Origin of the sequence: Nocardioides bigeumensis, from assembly GCF_039531755.1 — a bacterium.
Classification (GTDB): domain Bacteria; phylum Actinomycetota; class Actinomycetes; order Propionibacteriales; family Nocardioidaceae; genus Nocardioides; species Nocardioides bigeumensis.
Genome location: NZ_BAAAQQ010000011.1, coordinates 139,010 through 153,736, shown reverse-complemented (window position 1 = coordinate 153,736; position 14,727 = coordinate 139,010). Strand labels below are relative to the sequence as shown.

8 protein-coding genes are annotated in these 14,727 nt (G+C 69.8%); 2 read left to right on the top strand and 6 right to left on the bottom strand.

Going from position 1 to position 14,727, the window contains the following annotated elements; genetic code table 11:
- Window position 1: 1 nt before the first annotated feature.
- The 5 genes from ABD295_RS09810 to ABD295_RS09790 all read right to left on the bottom strand — a co-directional run bounded on the left by ABD295_RS09810 (window position 2) and on the right by ABD295_RS09790 (window position 8,695).
- On the bottom strand, window positions 2-1,057 hold the full coding sequence (locus tag ABD295_RS09810) for an NUDIX hydrolase (RefSeq protein ID WP_344303523.1): 1,056 nt from the start codon (window positions 1,055-1,057) through the stop codon (window positions 2-4).
- A gap of 141 nt (window positions 1,058-1,198) precedes the next feature.
- Window positions 1,199-3,436: a 1,4-alpha-glucan branching protein GlgB gene (glgB, locus tag ABD295_RS09805; RefSeq protein ID WP_344303522.1), complete on the bottom strand. Its 2,238-nt coding sequence runs from the start codon at window positions 3,434-3,436 to the stop codon at window positions 1,199-1,201.
- The gene (locus tag ABD295_RS09800) at window positions 3,433-4,899 is read right to left on the bottom strand and encodes a maltokinase N-terminal cap-like domain-containing protein (RefSeq protein WP_344303521.1); all 1,467 of its coding nucleotides are present in this window, start codon (window positions 4,897-4,899) and stop codon (window positions 3,433-3,435) included. The genes glgB and ABD295_RS09800 overlap by 4 nt, the downstream gene beginning before the upstream one ends.
- Complete coding sequence (gene treS / locus ABD295_RS09795; RefSeq protein ID WP_344303520.1) at window positions 4,896-6,674, bottom strand: maltose alpha-D-glucosyltransferase; 1,779 nt, start codon at window positions 6,672-6,674, stop codon at window positions 4,896-4,898. The genes ABD295_RS09800 and treS overlap by 4 nt, the downstream gene beginning before the upstream one ends.
- On the bottom strand, window positions 6,671-8,695 hold the full coding sequence (locus tag ABD295_RS09790; protein WP_344303519.1) for an alpha-1,4-glucan--maltose-1-phosphate maltosyltransferase: 2,025 nt from the start codon (window positions 8,693-8,695) through the stop codon (window positions 6,671-6,673). Before ABD295_RS09790 ends, treS begins: the two co-directional genes overlap by 4 nt.
- Window positions 8,696-9,005: 310 nt before the next feature.
- Between ABD295_RS09790 and glgP the strand changes: the two genes are divergently transcribed.
- On the top strand, window positions 9,006-11,588 hold the full coding sequence (gene glgP / locus ABD295_RS09785; protein ID WP_344303518.1) for an alpha-glucan family phosphorylase: 2,583 nt from the start codon (window positions 9,006-9,008) through the stop codon (window positions 11,586-11,588).
- Between the two features lie 113 nt (window positions 11,589-11,701).
- On the opposite strand, the gene glgX is transcribed toward glgP, so the two are convergent.
- A complete protein-coding gene (gene glgX, locus ABD295_RS09780) occupies window positions 11,702-13,852 on the bottom strand; it encodes a glycogen debranching protein GlgX (RefSeq protein ID WP_344303517.1) in 2,151 nt (716 codons plus the stop codon).
- Between the two features lie 79 nt (window positions 13,853-13,931).
- Between glgX and ABD295_RS09775 the strand changes: the two genes are divergently transcribed.
- Complete coding sequence (locus ABD295_RS09775; RefSeq protein WP_344303516.1) at window positions 13,932-14,714, top strand: enoyl-CoA hydratase/isomerase family protein; 783 nt, start codon at window positions 13,932-13,934, stop codon at window positions 14,712-14,714.
- The last annotated feature ends 13 nt before the right edge of the window (window positions 14,715-14,727 follow it).

Sequence of the window (14,727 nt, the reverse complement as noted above, 5' to 3'; positions counted from 1 at the left end):
CTCAACCACCGGAGATGCCGGACTCGGTGTAGGCCGTCGTCCCCGTCTCGGCGGCGTGCAGGGCCGCGGCCACCCGCCGAGCGGTGTAGTCGGCTGCGCGCTCGGCGACCTGGTCAGGGGTGCAGAACTCGGCGGTGCGGATCTCGCGCGGCTCGGTCACCATCGTGGCGAGGATCGAGGGGTCGTGGACGCCGCCGTCGAAGACCAGGCAGATGGCGTCGTCCCAGCCGCCCCACGGGGGCAGCCAGTCGGTCAGGAGCAGGCGGCCCGGGTCGATGGTGAGCGCGAGCTCCTCCTCGATCTCGCGAACGCCGGCCAGCTGCGGTGACTCGCCGACCTCGACGACGCCGCCCGGGAGGTCCCAGTCGCGCTTGTAGGTGAGCTGGCACATCAGCACCCGGCCGGCGGTGTCGCGCACCAGGACCTGGCTGATCCCGCGCTTGCGGGGGAGTGCGGAGTTGAGGATCGAGCGGAAGCCCTCAGGCTCCGTGATCGGTGGATCGCTCGCCAGCCTGCCCAGGACGACCACACCGGTGCCGTCGTGCACGTCGGCCATGCCGGGGGTGACTCGGCGAACCCCCTCGCGACGCAGTCCTGCGCGCTGGGCGACGCGCAGCGACTTCACGTTGCGTGGGTCCACCTCGGCCTCGACGCGTTCGTAGCCGAGTTCCTCGAACGCGTAGTCGACGAGCAGGCGCACCGCTCGGGTGGCGTAGCCGCGACCGCGGCGTCCGGCGTACAGCGCCCAGGAGAGGCTGCCGCGCTTGTCGCCGCGGTCCTGGACCTCGACGTTGCCGACGACCGCGCCATCGGCCTCGACGAGGAAGTTGACCCTCCGGCGGCCCTCGGCGTACCACGTGTGCCAGTTGTCGACCGCCTGCTTGTGGACGTCGTACGACGGCGTCACCACCGGAAAGCCGAACCAGTAGCGGATCTCCTCGTCGTGGCCCGCGACGGCCTCGTCGATGTCGGCGTCGGTCCACGGGCGGAGCGTCACCACCCCGTCGGTGAGCGTGGGCTGCGGGGGCGGTGGGGTGTCCTGCCCGGGATCGCTCACCCGGGCAAGCCTAGCCGGGGACCCGGTGACCAGCCGTCCAGGACATCCACGGCCTGCGCCGGCCGACAGGCTTCCCGTGAGGTGGCTGGGTGCCGCTCACATCCCGGTGGAGTGGCGCCTCGGGTGATGGTTGGGTGCCGCTCAGCTCTTGCGCAGGTAGATCGTCGCCAACGGGGGGACCACGATGGTGGCGCTGGCGGGTTGCCCGTGATGAGGGTCGGAGACGGCCTCGACTGCGCCGAGGTTGCCCACGCCGGAGCCGGTGTAGAGCTCGGCGTCGGTGTTGACGACCTCCTCCCACGTGCCGGCTGCCGGGAGCCCGAGCCGGTAGTCGTGGTGCGGCGTCGCGGAGAAGTTGGCCACGCACACGAGCTCGGCAGGTTCGGTCCCCGAGCCCGTCCCCGGGGCACGGCGGATGAAGGAGAACGTGTTGCGGGCCGCGTCGTCGGCGTCGATCCACGCGAAGCCCTCAGGGCGCACGTCGGCGGCCCAGAGCGCGGAGGACTCGCCGTAGACCCGGTTGAGGTCCTTGACGAGCTGGTGGACGCCTCGGTGCTCCGGGTGCTCCATCAACCACCAGTCGAGCTCGCGGGCCTCGGCCCACTCGGACTCCTGCCCGAACTCCGCGCCCATGAAGAGCAGCTGCTTGCCCGGGTGCGCCCACATGTAGGCGAGGAAGGCGCGCAGGCCGGCCAGCTGCTGCCAGCGGTCGCCCGGCATCTTGCGCAGCAGCGAGCCCTTGCCGTGCACGACCTCGTCGTGGCTGATGGGCAGCACGAAGTTCTCGGAGAACGCGTAGACGAGGGAGAAGGTCATCTCCCCGTGGTGGTGCGAACGGTAGATCGGGTCCTTGGCCATGTAGCGCAAGGTGTCGTTCATCCACCCCATGTTCCACTTCAGACCGAAACCGAGGCCGTTGTCGGACGTGGGGCGGGTGACTCCCGGGAAGGAAGTCGACTCCTCGGCGATGGTCACCGCCCCTGGGACGCGCTTGTAGACGGTGGCGTTCATCTCCTGGAGGAACTGCACCGCCTCGAGGTTCTCGTTGCCGCCGAACTTGTTGGGTGTCCACTCCCCGTCGGAGCGGTCGTAGTCGAGGTAGAGCATCGACGCGACCGCGTCGACGCGCAGACCGTCGGCGTGGAACTCCTCCAGCCAGTACAGGGCGTTGGCGTAGAGGAAGTTGCGCACCTCGTGGCGGCCGAAGTTGAAGATGTGGGAGCCCCAGCCCTTGTGCCAGCCGCGCTGCGGATTGGGGTCCTCGTACAGCGGCGTGCCGTCGAACCGGGCCAGCGCCCACTCGTCCGTGGCGAAGTGGCCCGGCACCCAGTCGAGGATCACGCCGATGCCCGCTTGATGCAGCCGGTCGACGAGGTAGCGGAAGCCGTCCGGGTCCCCGAACCGCGAGTCGGGAGCGAAGTACGACGTCACGTGGTAGCCCCACGAGCCACCGAACGGGTGCTGCATCACCGGCATCAGCTCGACGTGGGTGAAGCCGAGGTCCTTGACGTAGCCGGTGAGCTCGTCGGCGAGCTGGCCGTAGTTGAGCGTGCCGCCGTAGGGCTTGCGCCACGAGCCGAGGTGCACCTCGTAGACCGACATCGGCTCCGCGTGCGCCTGCCTCCCGGCGCGCGCGGCCATCCACTCGTCGTCGCCCCACTGGTACGACGACTCGTAGACGACCGACGCGGTCAGCGGCGGCACCTCGGCGTAGTTGGCCATCGGGTCGGCCCGCTCGGTCCAACGGTCGTCGGCCCCGAGAACGGCGTACTTGTAGTGCGTGCCCGAGCCGACGCCAGGCACGAACAGCTCCCAGACGCCCGAGGAGCCGAGCTGGCGCATCGGGTGCTCGCGCCCGTCCCAGTTGTTGAAGTCGGCCTTCACCCGGATGCCCTTCGCGGCGGGCGCCCACACGGCGAACGCAGTCCCGCTGACGGTGCCGCCCAGCACGGAGTCGTAGTGGTGCACGCGCGCGCCGAGGACCTGCCAGAGGTTCTCGTGGCGGCCCTCGTTGACCAGGTGCAGGTCGGTCTCGCCGAGGGACGGCAGGAAGCGGTAGGGGTCGTCGACCACGTGCGGATCACCTTCGTAGGCGACCGCCAGCCGGTAGTCGGGCACGTCGCCTTCCGCTGTGCCCACCCCTTGGCGAGGCAGGGCGCCGACCCAGATGCCCGCGTGCTCGTGCGTGAGCGGGTAGTGGTCGTCGCCGACGACGACGGCGACGGAGGAGGCCAGAGGCTTGAGCGTCCGCACCGTCACACCACCGTCGTAGGGGTGCGCGCCGAGGATGCTGTGCGAGCCGCCGTGCCGCCCCTCGACGATCAGGTCGAGCTCATGGGTGTCGACGGGAAGGACCTCGGGTGTCGTCTGCTTGCTCATTCTGGGCTCCTCTCGACGAGACGCTGAATGGCTGACATCGGGATCGGAACCCACTTGGGGCGGTTGCGCGCCTCGTAGACGACCTCGTAGACGGCCTTGTCCACAACGTACGCGTCGAGGAGCACCTGCTCGGCACCGGTCAACGCGCGGCCGGCGTACGCCTCGAGGAACGCGGTGCAGTTGCGTGCCGACCACTCGGCGGCGCGGTACTCCCGCTGCGCCGCGCCCCCGTCGGTGTCGCCCCACTGGTGGGCCGAGACCCGCGGCGCGTAGTCGAAGGAACGCAGCATGCCGGCCACGTCGCGCCAAGGTGAGTCAGGGCGGACCCGCTCGGCCAGCGGCTTGGCCGGCTCGCCCTCGAAGTCGACGATCTTCCAGCCCTTGACCGTGCGCAGCGTCTGGCCGAGGTGCAGGTCACCGTGGATCTGCTGGACGGTGACCCCGTCCAGGCGGCCCACGGCCGTGAAGACCCCACGCAGCGCGGGAGCGTACGCCGCCAGCTCGGGCACGATCGCGACCGCGGCATCGAGACGCTGCGCCATCGTGGCGCCGAGCGCACCCATCTCGTCGGTGGAGCGATCGGCCGTGGGGAAGTGCTCCGCGAGCAGGGCGTGAACCTCCGAGAGGGCCTCACCCAGCCGGGCCGCCTCCGCGGCGAAGTCGCCGCCCACCTCGTCGGCGTGCAGGTCGGCCTCGGCGAAGAGGTTGCGCACGCTGGTCAGCGCGAGGTCCCACCCGTCGCTGGCCGTGCGCAGGAACTGCTGCAGCATGGCCAGCTGCAACGGCTCGCCGTCACCGGACTTCTCGCGCGCCTCCAGCCAGCCGTAGAGCGCGGCCACCTTGTCGGATCCGGCGCGGGTGAGGACCTCGTGCACGCCGATGTCGGGGTTCACGCCGGGCGTCACCTTGCGGAAGACCTTGAGCAACGAGTCCTCACCGAACATCACCGTCGAGTTCGACTGCTCCCCGGAGAAGAGCGTCGAGTGTGCGGTCGTGTCCAGGTCGTGGCCGGGCAGCCGGTGGAAGGTCAGACCGTCCGATCTGCCGGTGGTCGAGGAAGGCGCGCCAGCGCCTGTCTCGACACCCCCGGCGTCATGGGGGGTGGCCTCGGCGAAGGCACGCAGCAGGTGGTCCATCGCCTCCCGGTCGTGCACGGCGTCGTAGACGTACGACGGCCCGAAGCCCTCGACGTCGTCCACGGCGACCAGCGCGTGGCCGAGCCGTTCCTGCCGCTCGGAGTAAAGCGCGAGCGGCAGCTGGTAGAGCTCCCGGTCGCCCCCGGAGAAGCCGAGCTCCACGAGGCTCAGGAGCACGACGGGTCCGCCGTCGGACGCCCCGAGGACGCCCAGTCGGCGCACGTCGGTGACCTCGAACTCTCGTCCCTTGCCTCCGAACCAACGGGCCTCGCCGACGAAGGTCGCGAGCTGGTCGTGGAGCGTCTGGGCTGCGGGGTTGTCAGTCACTGAGGGGGAGCCTCCTCGCTCGGGGCCGACAGGCGGAACCAGTAGAAGCCGTACCCGCCGAGGGTCAGCAGATACGGGAGCTCGCCGATCGGGGGGAAGGGCACGCCGCCGAGTAGCTCGATGGGCGTGTGGCCCTCCCAGGGGCGCAGGTCCAGCTCGACCGGCTGCGGGAACCGCGAGAGGTTGTTGACGCAGACGATGACGTCGGTCTCTTCCTCGCCGTCCTCGTTCTTGCTGGTGTGCTCTCGGGCGTAGGACAAGATCGCGGGGTTGGAGCCGCCCAGGTCGGTGAAGGCGCCGAGCCCGAAGGCGGGGTGCTGCCGGCGGGCGTGGATCATTCGGCGCGTCCAGTGGAGCAGTGACGAGGAGTTCTCGAGCTGGGACTCGACGTTGACGCTCTGGTAGCCGTAGACCGGGTCCTGGACCAGCGGCAGGTGCAGCTTGCCGGGCGTGGCGGCGGAGAACCCGGCGTTGCGGTCGGGCGTCCACTGCATCGGAGTGCGCACGCCGTCGCGGTCACCGAGCCAGATGTTGTCGCCCATCCCGATCTCGTCGCCGTAATAGAGGACCGGCGACCCGGGCAGGCTGAGCAGCAGCGCGTTGAAGAGCTCGATCTGGTTGATGTCGTTGTCGAGCAGCGGCGCGAGTCGGCGGCGGATGCCGATGTTGGCCTTCATGCGCGGGTCCTTGGCGTACTCCGCCCACATGTAGTCGCGGTCCTCGTCGGTGACCATCTCGAGGGTCAGCTCGTCGTGGTTGCGCAGGAAGATGCCCCACTGGGTGCCGTCGGGGATCGCCGGCGTCTGCTCGAGGATCTCCGAGATCGGGAACCGCGACTCCCGGCGCACCGCCATGAAGATGCGCGGCATCACGGGGAAGTGGAAGCACATGTGGCACTCGTCGCCACCCTTGTCGTAGTCCCCGAAGTACTCGATGACGTCGGCCGGCCACTGGTTGGCCTCGGCCAGCAGCACCCGCCCGGGGTAGTTGGTGTCGACGAACTTGCGCACTTCACGAAGCGCTGCGTGGGTCTCGGGGAGGTTCTCGCCGTTGGTGCCCGGCCGCTCGAAGAGGTAGGGCACGGCGTCGAGCCGGAACCCGTCCAGGCCCATGTCGAGCCAGAAGGCCATGGCGTCCTTCATCGCCTCCATGACCTTCGGGTTGTCGAAGTTGAGGTCGGGCTGGTGGGAGAAGAAGCGGTGCCAGAAGTACTGCTGGCGCACCGGGTCCCAGGTCCAGTTGGAGGGCTCGGTGTCGACGAAGATCACCCGGGCCTCTTCGTAGAGCTCGTCGGTGTCCGACCAGACGTAGAAGTCGCCGTAGGGTCCGTCCGGGTCCGAACGGCTGGCCTGGAACCACGGGTGAGCGTCGCTCGTGTGGTTCATGACGAAGTCGATGATCACCCTGATGTCGCGCTTGTGCGCCTCGTCGAGGAACTCGTGGAAGTCCTCGGTGGTGCCGATCTCGGGGAGGATGTTGTTGTAGTCGGCGACGTCGTAGCCGCCGTCGCGCAGCGGCGAGGTGAAGAACGGCGGCACCCACAGGCAGTCGACGCCGAGCCACTTGAGGTAGTCGAGCTTCTCGATCAGTCCCTTGAAGTCGCCCGTGCCGTTGCCGTCCGCGTCGCGGAACGACCGCACCAGCACCTCGTAGAAGACGGCGGTCTTGAACCACTCCGGCTGGGCCGTCTGGTCGTCGGTGAAGGCCTCGTCCTCGGGGCCGGTCGTGATCGCCTCGTGGTCGTCACCGGGGGTCGGGTCTGTCGAGGCAGTCATCCGGCCCTCCTCACCGTCAGGATGTGGGCGGGCTCGTGGTGGGGGTCGAGCCGCACGTAGTCGTGCTCCCACCAGGTGAACTTCTGGCCGGTGATCTCGTCCTCCGCGACGAAGGACGCATCCCACGCCAGGCCCAGGGCCGGCATGTCGAGGTGGATGGTGGTCTCGCGGGTGCCGTGCGGATCGAGGTTGAGCACCACCAGCACGGTGTCGCCCGGGTCTCCGAAGGCCGGGTCGTGCGCGGTCTTGGAGAAGACCAGCACGTGGTCGTCGTCGCTCTGGTGGATGGTCACGTTGCGCAGCAGCTGGAGGGCCGGGTGCTCCCGACGGATCCGGTTCAGCTCGGTGAGGTACGGCGCCAGCGTGCGACCGCTGGCCGTGGCGGCGTCCCAGTCGCGGACCCGGATCTGGAACTTCTCCGTGTCGAGGTACTCCTCGCTGCCGGGCTTGACCGCCACGTGCTCGAAGAGCTCGTAGCCGGCGTACACGCCCCAGCTCGGCGAGCCCATCGCGGCCAGCACCGCCCGGATCTTGAAGGCAGGCGGGCCGCCGTACTGCAGGAACGCGTGCAGGATGTCGGGGGTGTTGACGAAGAAGTTGGGCCGCATCAGGTGGCTCGACACGTGGGAGACCTCGTTGAGGTACTGCTCGATCTCCCACTTGTGCGTGCGCCAGGTGAAGTACGTGTAGGACTGGTGGTAGCCGATGGCGCCCAGCCCGTGCATCATCGACGGCCGCGTGAACGCCTCGGAGAGGAAGATCACGTCCGGGTCGGTCCGGCGGATCTCCCGCAGGAGCTCCTCCCAGAACCCGAGGGTCTTGGTGTGCGGGTTGTCGACGCGGAACACCCGGACGCCGTGGCTCATCCAGAGCCTCACCACGCGGAGGACCTCGGCGTAGAAGGCGGGGTAGTCGTTGTCGAAGTTGATGGGGTAGATGTCCTGGTACTTCTTCGGCGGGTTCTCCGCGTAGGCGATCGTGCCGTCGGCCCGCGTGGTGAAGAACTCCGGGTGCTCGGTCGCCCACGGGTGGTCCGGGGCGGCCTGGAGCGCGAGGTCGAGCGCGACCTCGAGGCCGAGCTCGCCCGCGCGGGCCACGAACGCGTCGAAGTCGTCGAAGGTGCCGAGGTCGGGATGGATGGCGTCGTGCCCGCCGTGCTTCGAGCCGATGGCCCAGGGCGAGCCGGGGTCGTCGGGGCCGGGGGTGAGCGTGTTGTTGGGCCCCTTGCGGTTGACCTCGCCGATCGGGTGGATCGGCGGCATGTAGATGATGTCGAAGCCCATCTCCGCCACCGCGTCCAGGCGCTTCATCGCGGTCCGGAAGGAGCCGCTGGTGACCTTGCCCGTCGCCTCGTCGAGCGTCGCGCCCTCCGAGCGTGGGAAGAACTCGTACCAGCTGCCGTAGAGCGCACGCTGGCGGTCGGCGTAGACGGGGTAGGGCCCCACGGTCGACATCAGGTCGCGCAGCGGGTACTTCGTCAGCACCGCCGCCAGCTCGGGCGCCTGAAGCGCGGCGAGCTTGGCCCCGACGGGGCGCTTCTGGTCCTTGGTGGTGGCGATCGCGGCCTTGAGGACGTCGGCGTCCGGGCCCTTCTTGTGGCCGCGCGGGAGGCCCTTCAGGACTCGCTCGAGGACCAGCCGCCCCTCGGTGAACATGAGGTCGACGTCGACCCCTGCCGGGATCTTCAGACCGGCCGCGTGCTGCCAGGTGCCGACCGTGTCGGACCACGACTGGATCTCGAAGTGCCACAGGCCTGGCGCGTCAGGGGTGACCCACGCGGAGTACTTGTCGGGCACGTGGGCGTCCTTCAGCATCGCGACTGGTGGGTGCCGCTTGCCCTTGGGGTCGATCAGGACGACCTCGGCCCCGAGCTTGTCGTGACCCTCGCGGAACACGTTGGCGGTGACGGGAAAGGGCTCGCCGACGGTGCCCTTGGCTGCGAGGGTGGTGGGCTGCCCGAGAAGGTTGGTGGAGGGATCGATGACGGGCGTGACGTTCATGACGGGGATGCGTCCGACCATGCCCACCACACTTTCGGACCCGCCGACACGATGCAAGCCGTGTCCTCAGGGGTGGAGTGGGACGGTGGATCCGGGCGGGGTCTGCTGGTTGGTCGGGAAGCGTGCCCGAGGCCGCTCGGTCGCAGCCCTACGGTCGGCCTCGCGTGGAGGTTCGCCTTGGTGTGCCTCGTGGTCGTCGTCGGGCTGGCGTGGTGGCGGGGTTCGCAGGAGCTCATCCTGAGGGGTTGAGCGCCCCGGTACCAATGCATCGGCAAGTCTGGTTCGACGAAGTCTTGGATCGATCCAACCCGGGGGAGTAGCGTCCCCTCTCGTGCGCGCGATCCGTCGATTCACCGTCCGTCCTGTCCTCCCCGAGGCGCTGGCCTCACTCGGCACCCTGGCTGGCAACCTGCGCTGGTCGTGGCACCCCGAGACGCAGGACGTCTTCGAGACCGCGGACCCCGCCCTGTGGGAGTCCGTCGGCAAGGACCCGGTCAAGCTGCTCGGCAGCCTGGGCCAGGCCCGCCTGAGGGAGCTGGCCGGCGACGCGACGTACCTCGCCAGGCTGGGGCAGGCCCAGGCCGACCTGGACGCCTACCTCACCGAGGACCGCTGGTACCAGCGCAAGGGCGGCGCCGACGCGCCGCGGAGCATCGCCTACTTCAGCCCGGAGTTCGGCATCACGGCCGTGCTGCCGCAGTACTCCGGTGGTCTCGGCATCCTGGCCGGTGACCACCTCAAGTCCTCCAGTGACCTCGGCATCCCGGTCATCGGCGTCGGCCTCCTCTACAAGCACGGCTACTTCAAGCAGGCGCTGTCGGCCGACGGCTGGCAGCAGGAGACCTACCCGGTCCTCGACCCCGACGAGCTGCCCCTCACGCCGCTGCGTGAGGAGGACGGCTCGCGCGCCAAGGTCACCGTCCAGCTGCCCGGAGGGCCTGACCTCGTCGCCACCCTGTGGATCGCTCACGTGGGCCGCGTCCCGCTGCTGCTCATGGACACCGACCTCGAGGAGAACCCCGGCCACTACCGCGAGGTGACCGACCGTCTGTACGGCGGCACGAGCGAGCACCGGCTGCGCCAGGAGATCCTGCTCGGCGTGGGCGGCGTGCGCGCGCTGCGCGTCTACAGCCGCATCTGCGGTGCCCCCGAGCCCGAGGTCTTCCACACCAACGAGGGCCACGCGGGCTTCCTCGGCCTGGAGCGGATCCGTGAGCTCACGGTCGCCGAGGGCGGTCCCGGACTGGACTTCGACACCGCTCTGGAGGTCTCGCGGGCCGGCACGGTCTTCACCACCCACACCCCGGTGCCGGCCGGCATCGACCGCTTCGCCCGCGACCTGGTCGAGCAGTACTTCGGCTCCGCCGGCGTGGTCCCGGGCGTCCCGCTCGACCGGATCCTCGCCCTCGGGGCGGAGGACTACGAGGGCGGCGACGCCGGGGTCTTCAACATGGCGGTCATGGGCTTCCGGCTCGCCCAGCGCGCCAACGGCGTCTCGGAGCTGCACGGTCACGTCAGCCGCGGGATGTTCAACGGTCTCTGGCCGGCCTTCGACGAGGCCGAGGTGCCGATCGGCTCGGTCACCAACGGCGTGCATGGCCCCACCTGGGTGGCCCGCGAGATCTTCGGGCTGGCCGCCAAGCAGGGTGCCGACGTCGACGGTGACGACACCGACGCGCTGTGGCCGCTGGTCGACCAGATCCCCGGCTCCGAGCTGTGGGCCCTCAAGCGGGTGCTGCGCCAGCGACTGGTCGACGACGCCCGCAAGCGGGTCCGGAAGTCCTGGAAGCACCGTGGCGCCGCCTCGGCCGAGCTGTCCTGGATCGACTCGGCGCTCGACGCCGACGTGCTGACCATCGGCTTCGCCCGCCGGGTGCCGTCGTACAAGCGGCTCACCCTGATGCTGCGTGACCCCGCCCGCCTGAAGGCGCTCCTGCTGCATCCCGAGCGCCCGGTCCAGCTGGTCATCGCGGGCAAGGCGCACCCGGCCGACGACGGCGGCAAGAAGCTCATCCAGGAGATGGTGCGCTTCGCCGACGACCCGGAGGTCCGTCACCGCATCGTCTTCCTGCCCAACTACGACATCGCCATGGCGCAGCCGCTCTACCCCGGCTGTGACGTGTGGCTCAACAACCCGCTGCGCCCCTACGAGGCCTGTGGCACCTCCGGCATGAAGGCCGCGCTCAACGGCGGCCTCAACCTGTCGATCCTCGACGGCTGGTGGGACGAGTGGTACGACGGCGGCAACGGCTGGGCGATCCCGTCCGCCGACGGCGTCGACGACCAGGACAAGCGCGACGACATCGAGGCGCGCGCCCTCTACGACCTCATCGAGAACGAGGTCGCGCCGCGCTTCTACGACGTGGACTCCGACGGCGTTCCCGAGGCCTGGCTCGAGATGGTCCGGCACACCCTGAAGTCGCTCGGCCCCAAGGTGCTCGCGACCCGTCAGGTCCGCGACTACGTGCGCCAGCTCTACGCGCCCGCCGCCCAGAACGCCCGGGCGCTCAACAGCGACTACGCCGGCGCGAAGGCGCTGTCCGAGTGGAAGCAGCGGGTCATGGGCGCCTGGGACGCGGTCCGGGTCGAGCACGTCGAGAGCGACGGGGTCAGCGAGACCCCCGAGATCGGGGCGGAGCTCCACGTCCGTGCGTTCGTCTCGCTCGGGGACCTGGATACCGACGACGTCGCCGTCCAGCTGGTGCACGGCTCGCTCGACAGCGACGACCAGCTGAAGGACACCGTCGTGGACACGCTGACGCTGGCCGAGACCTACGAGGGGGGCCGTTACCGCTTCGACGGCACCGTCGCCCTCGACCGCTCGGGGGCGTTCGGCTACACCGTCCGGGTGGTGCCCCACAACGAGCGCCTGGTGTCCGACGCCGAGCTCGGCCTGGTCGCCCTCCCCGCCTAGCCGTTGACTTGGCCCTGAAGGCCCCTTGACTTGGCTCTCAGGGCCCCTCGAGAGGGCCTTGGGCGTCATGCCAGGGGCCCGGAGGGCCAAGTCAAGGGGCCTTCAGGGCCAAGTCAACGACTCTGGCGCAGCACCAGGACCGATCGTCCCTGCAGGGTGAGCTCATCGCCGGCGCCGACGGGGGAGCCGGTGGGGTTGCCGGTGTCGGTGGACAGCACGACCTCGCCGTGGTTGACCCATTGGTTCTCGGGCAGCCTGATGGCCGCGTCGTCCGGGCCGTTGTTGAACCAGATGAGGAACGACGCGTCCCACTGCTGCTCGCCATGAGGTCCGGGGGAGCGCAGCGGGTCGCCCGACACGAACATGCCCAGCACGCGCAGGTCGGTGTCGTACCAGTCCTGCTCGGTCATCTCGCGTCCCTCGGGGTGGATCCACGCGAGGTCCTTGGGTCCGCCCTCGATGGTGGGGGCGCCCACGAAGTGGTGACGCTGGCGCAGGGCTGGGTGCTCGCGGCGCAGCCGCAGTGCGGTCTTGGTCAGGTCGTAGAGGTCGAGCCACGCGTCGTCGGGACGCCAGTCCACCCACGAGATCTCGTTGTCCTGACAGTAGGCGTTGTTGTTGCCCCTCTGCGTGCGCCCGCGCTCGTCGCCGGCGGTCAGCATGGGTGAGCCTGAGGAGAGGCACAGCGTCGCCATCAGGTTGGCCGCCTGCCGCTGGCGCAGGGCTTTGATCTCGGGGTCGTCGGTCTCGCCCTCGACGCCGTGGTTCCACGACCGGTTGTCGTTGGAGCCGTCGCGGTTGTCCTCGCCGTTCGCCTCGTTGTGCTTGCTGTCGTAGGAGACGAGGTCGCGCAGGGTGAAGCCGTCGTGGGCGGTCACGAAGTTGACCGACGTGTAGGGCGACCGGCCGTCGTCGGCGTAGAGGTCCCCTGAGCCGGCCAGCCGTGAGGCGATCTCGCGCACCGACCCTTGGCCACGCCAGAAGTCGCGCAGGTTGTCGCGGTAACGGTCGTTCCACTCCACCCACGGTGGCGGGAACGACCCGACCTGGTAGCCGTCCATCGACGCGTCCCACGGCTCCGCGATGAGCTTCACGTGCCGCAGCACCGGGTCCTGGTTGATCGTGGTGAGGAACGCGCTGTGCATGTCGACCTCGTGGCCGGTGCGGGCGAGCGCCGAGGTCAGGTCGAAGCGGAACCCGTCGACGTGCATCTCGGTCACCCAGTAGCGCAGCGAGTCCATGATCAGGCGGAGCGCGCCGAGGTTGGTGGTGTCGACCGTGTTGCCGCAGCCGGTGACGTCCCAATAGGCGTCGCCGACGCTGCTGGCCCGCTTGTACATGCCGATGTCGTCGAGCCCGCGGAACGAGTACGTCGGTCCGTCCGGCCCGCCCTCGGCAGTGTGGTTGTAGACCACGTCGAGGATCACCTCGATGCCGGCGGCGTGGAAGTTCTTCACCATCTGCTTGAACTCGGTGATCTGCTGGCCGCGCTCGCCGCCCGCCGCGTACGACGCCTCGGGGGCCAGGAAGGCGATCGTGTTGTAGCCCCAGTAGTTGACCAGGCCGAGGTCGGCCACGCCGGGCTCGGTGATGTAGTGCTGCACGGGCAGCAGCTCGACGGCGGTGACCCCGAGGTCCTGCAGGTAGCGGGTGACGGTGTGGCTCCCCAGTCCGGCGTACGTGCCGCGCAGGTCCTCGGGGATCTCGTTGTGCAGCTTGGTGAAGCCCTTGACGTGCAGCTCGTAGATGACGGTGTCGCGCCATCGGGTGCGCAGCTGGGTGTCGCCGTCCCAGTCGAACTCGTCGTGGGTGACCACGCAGCGGGGCATCGCCGGCGCCGAGTCGAGCGTGCTGGCCGCGTGCGGCCGGGCGGCGTCGTGGGCGAGCACCTCCGGACCCTGGGTGACGGTGCCGGTGACGGCGCGGGCGTAGGGGTCGAGCAGCAGCTTGTGACGGTTGAAGCGCCGGCCGTGCACCGGGTCCCAGGGACCTTCCGCCCGCAGCCCGTAGAGCTGCCCGACCGGGAGACCGGGGATGGCGCCGTGCCAGACGCCGAGGGTGTGCTCGGTGAGCTGGTGCTGTGTCTCCACGCCGTCCTCGTCGAAGAGGCAGACCCACAGCGCCGTCGCCTCGGGCGACCACACCGCGAAGTTGGTGGCCTCCTCGCTCCAGCGCGCCCCCAGGAACTGGTGCCTCCCCGGCCAGACCGACGTCCGCTCCTCACGGTGCGACCAGCTCCAGGTCCGGGATCGGTTCAGGCTCACGCGCGCCATTCTGGCGGAGGCCTCTCGAGCACGACGCCCTAGGGCCACCCTCTCGGAGGTGGTCGTTAGGGTGAGCCGTGTGACTGGTGAGTTCGTGCGGCTCGAGGTGGCCGACGGCGTCGGGACCATCCGGGTCGACCGCCCCAAGATGAACGCGCTGTCCATCCAGGTGCAGCAGGAGATCGGCGCCGCGGCGACCGAGGCCTCCGGGCGCGACGACGTGAAGGCGGTCGTGCTCTACGGCGGCGAGCGGACCTTCGCCGCCGGCGCGGACGTCAAGGAGATGGCCGGCATGTCTCACGCCGACATGGTCGCGGCGTCCGCCGGGCTCCAGGCGGAGATGCGCAAGGTCGCCCGGATCCCCAAGCCAGTGGTCGCCGCGGTGACCGGCTACGCGCTCGGCGGCGGCTGCGAGCTCGCCCTCACCGCCGACGTACGGTTCGCCGCTGACGACGCCACCCTCGGCCAGCCGGAGTCACTGCTCGGCCTGATCCCCGGCATGGGCGGCACCCAGCGGCTCAGCCGGCTGATCGGCCCCAGCCGGGCCAAGGACCTGATCTTCACCGGCCGCTTCGTCAAGGCCGACGAGGCGCTGGCGCTCGGGATGGTCGACCGGGTCGTGAGCGGGGGAGGCGTGTACGACGAGGCGCTGGCGTGGGCCGCGCAGTTCGCCGGCGCGGCCACGGTGGCCCTTCGGCTCGCCAAGCAGACCATCGACGACGGCCTCGACGGCGACCTGGACCGTGGCCTCGATCTCGAGGCGAAGGCGTTCGCCGCGCTCTTCGACACCGAGGACCGCACGACCGGCATCGAGTCGTTCCTCGAGAACGGACCGGGCAAGGCCACCTTCTCAGGGAGGTAGCACGACCGGTGGT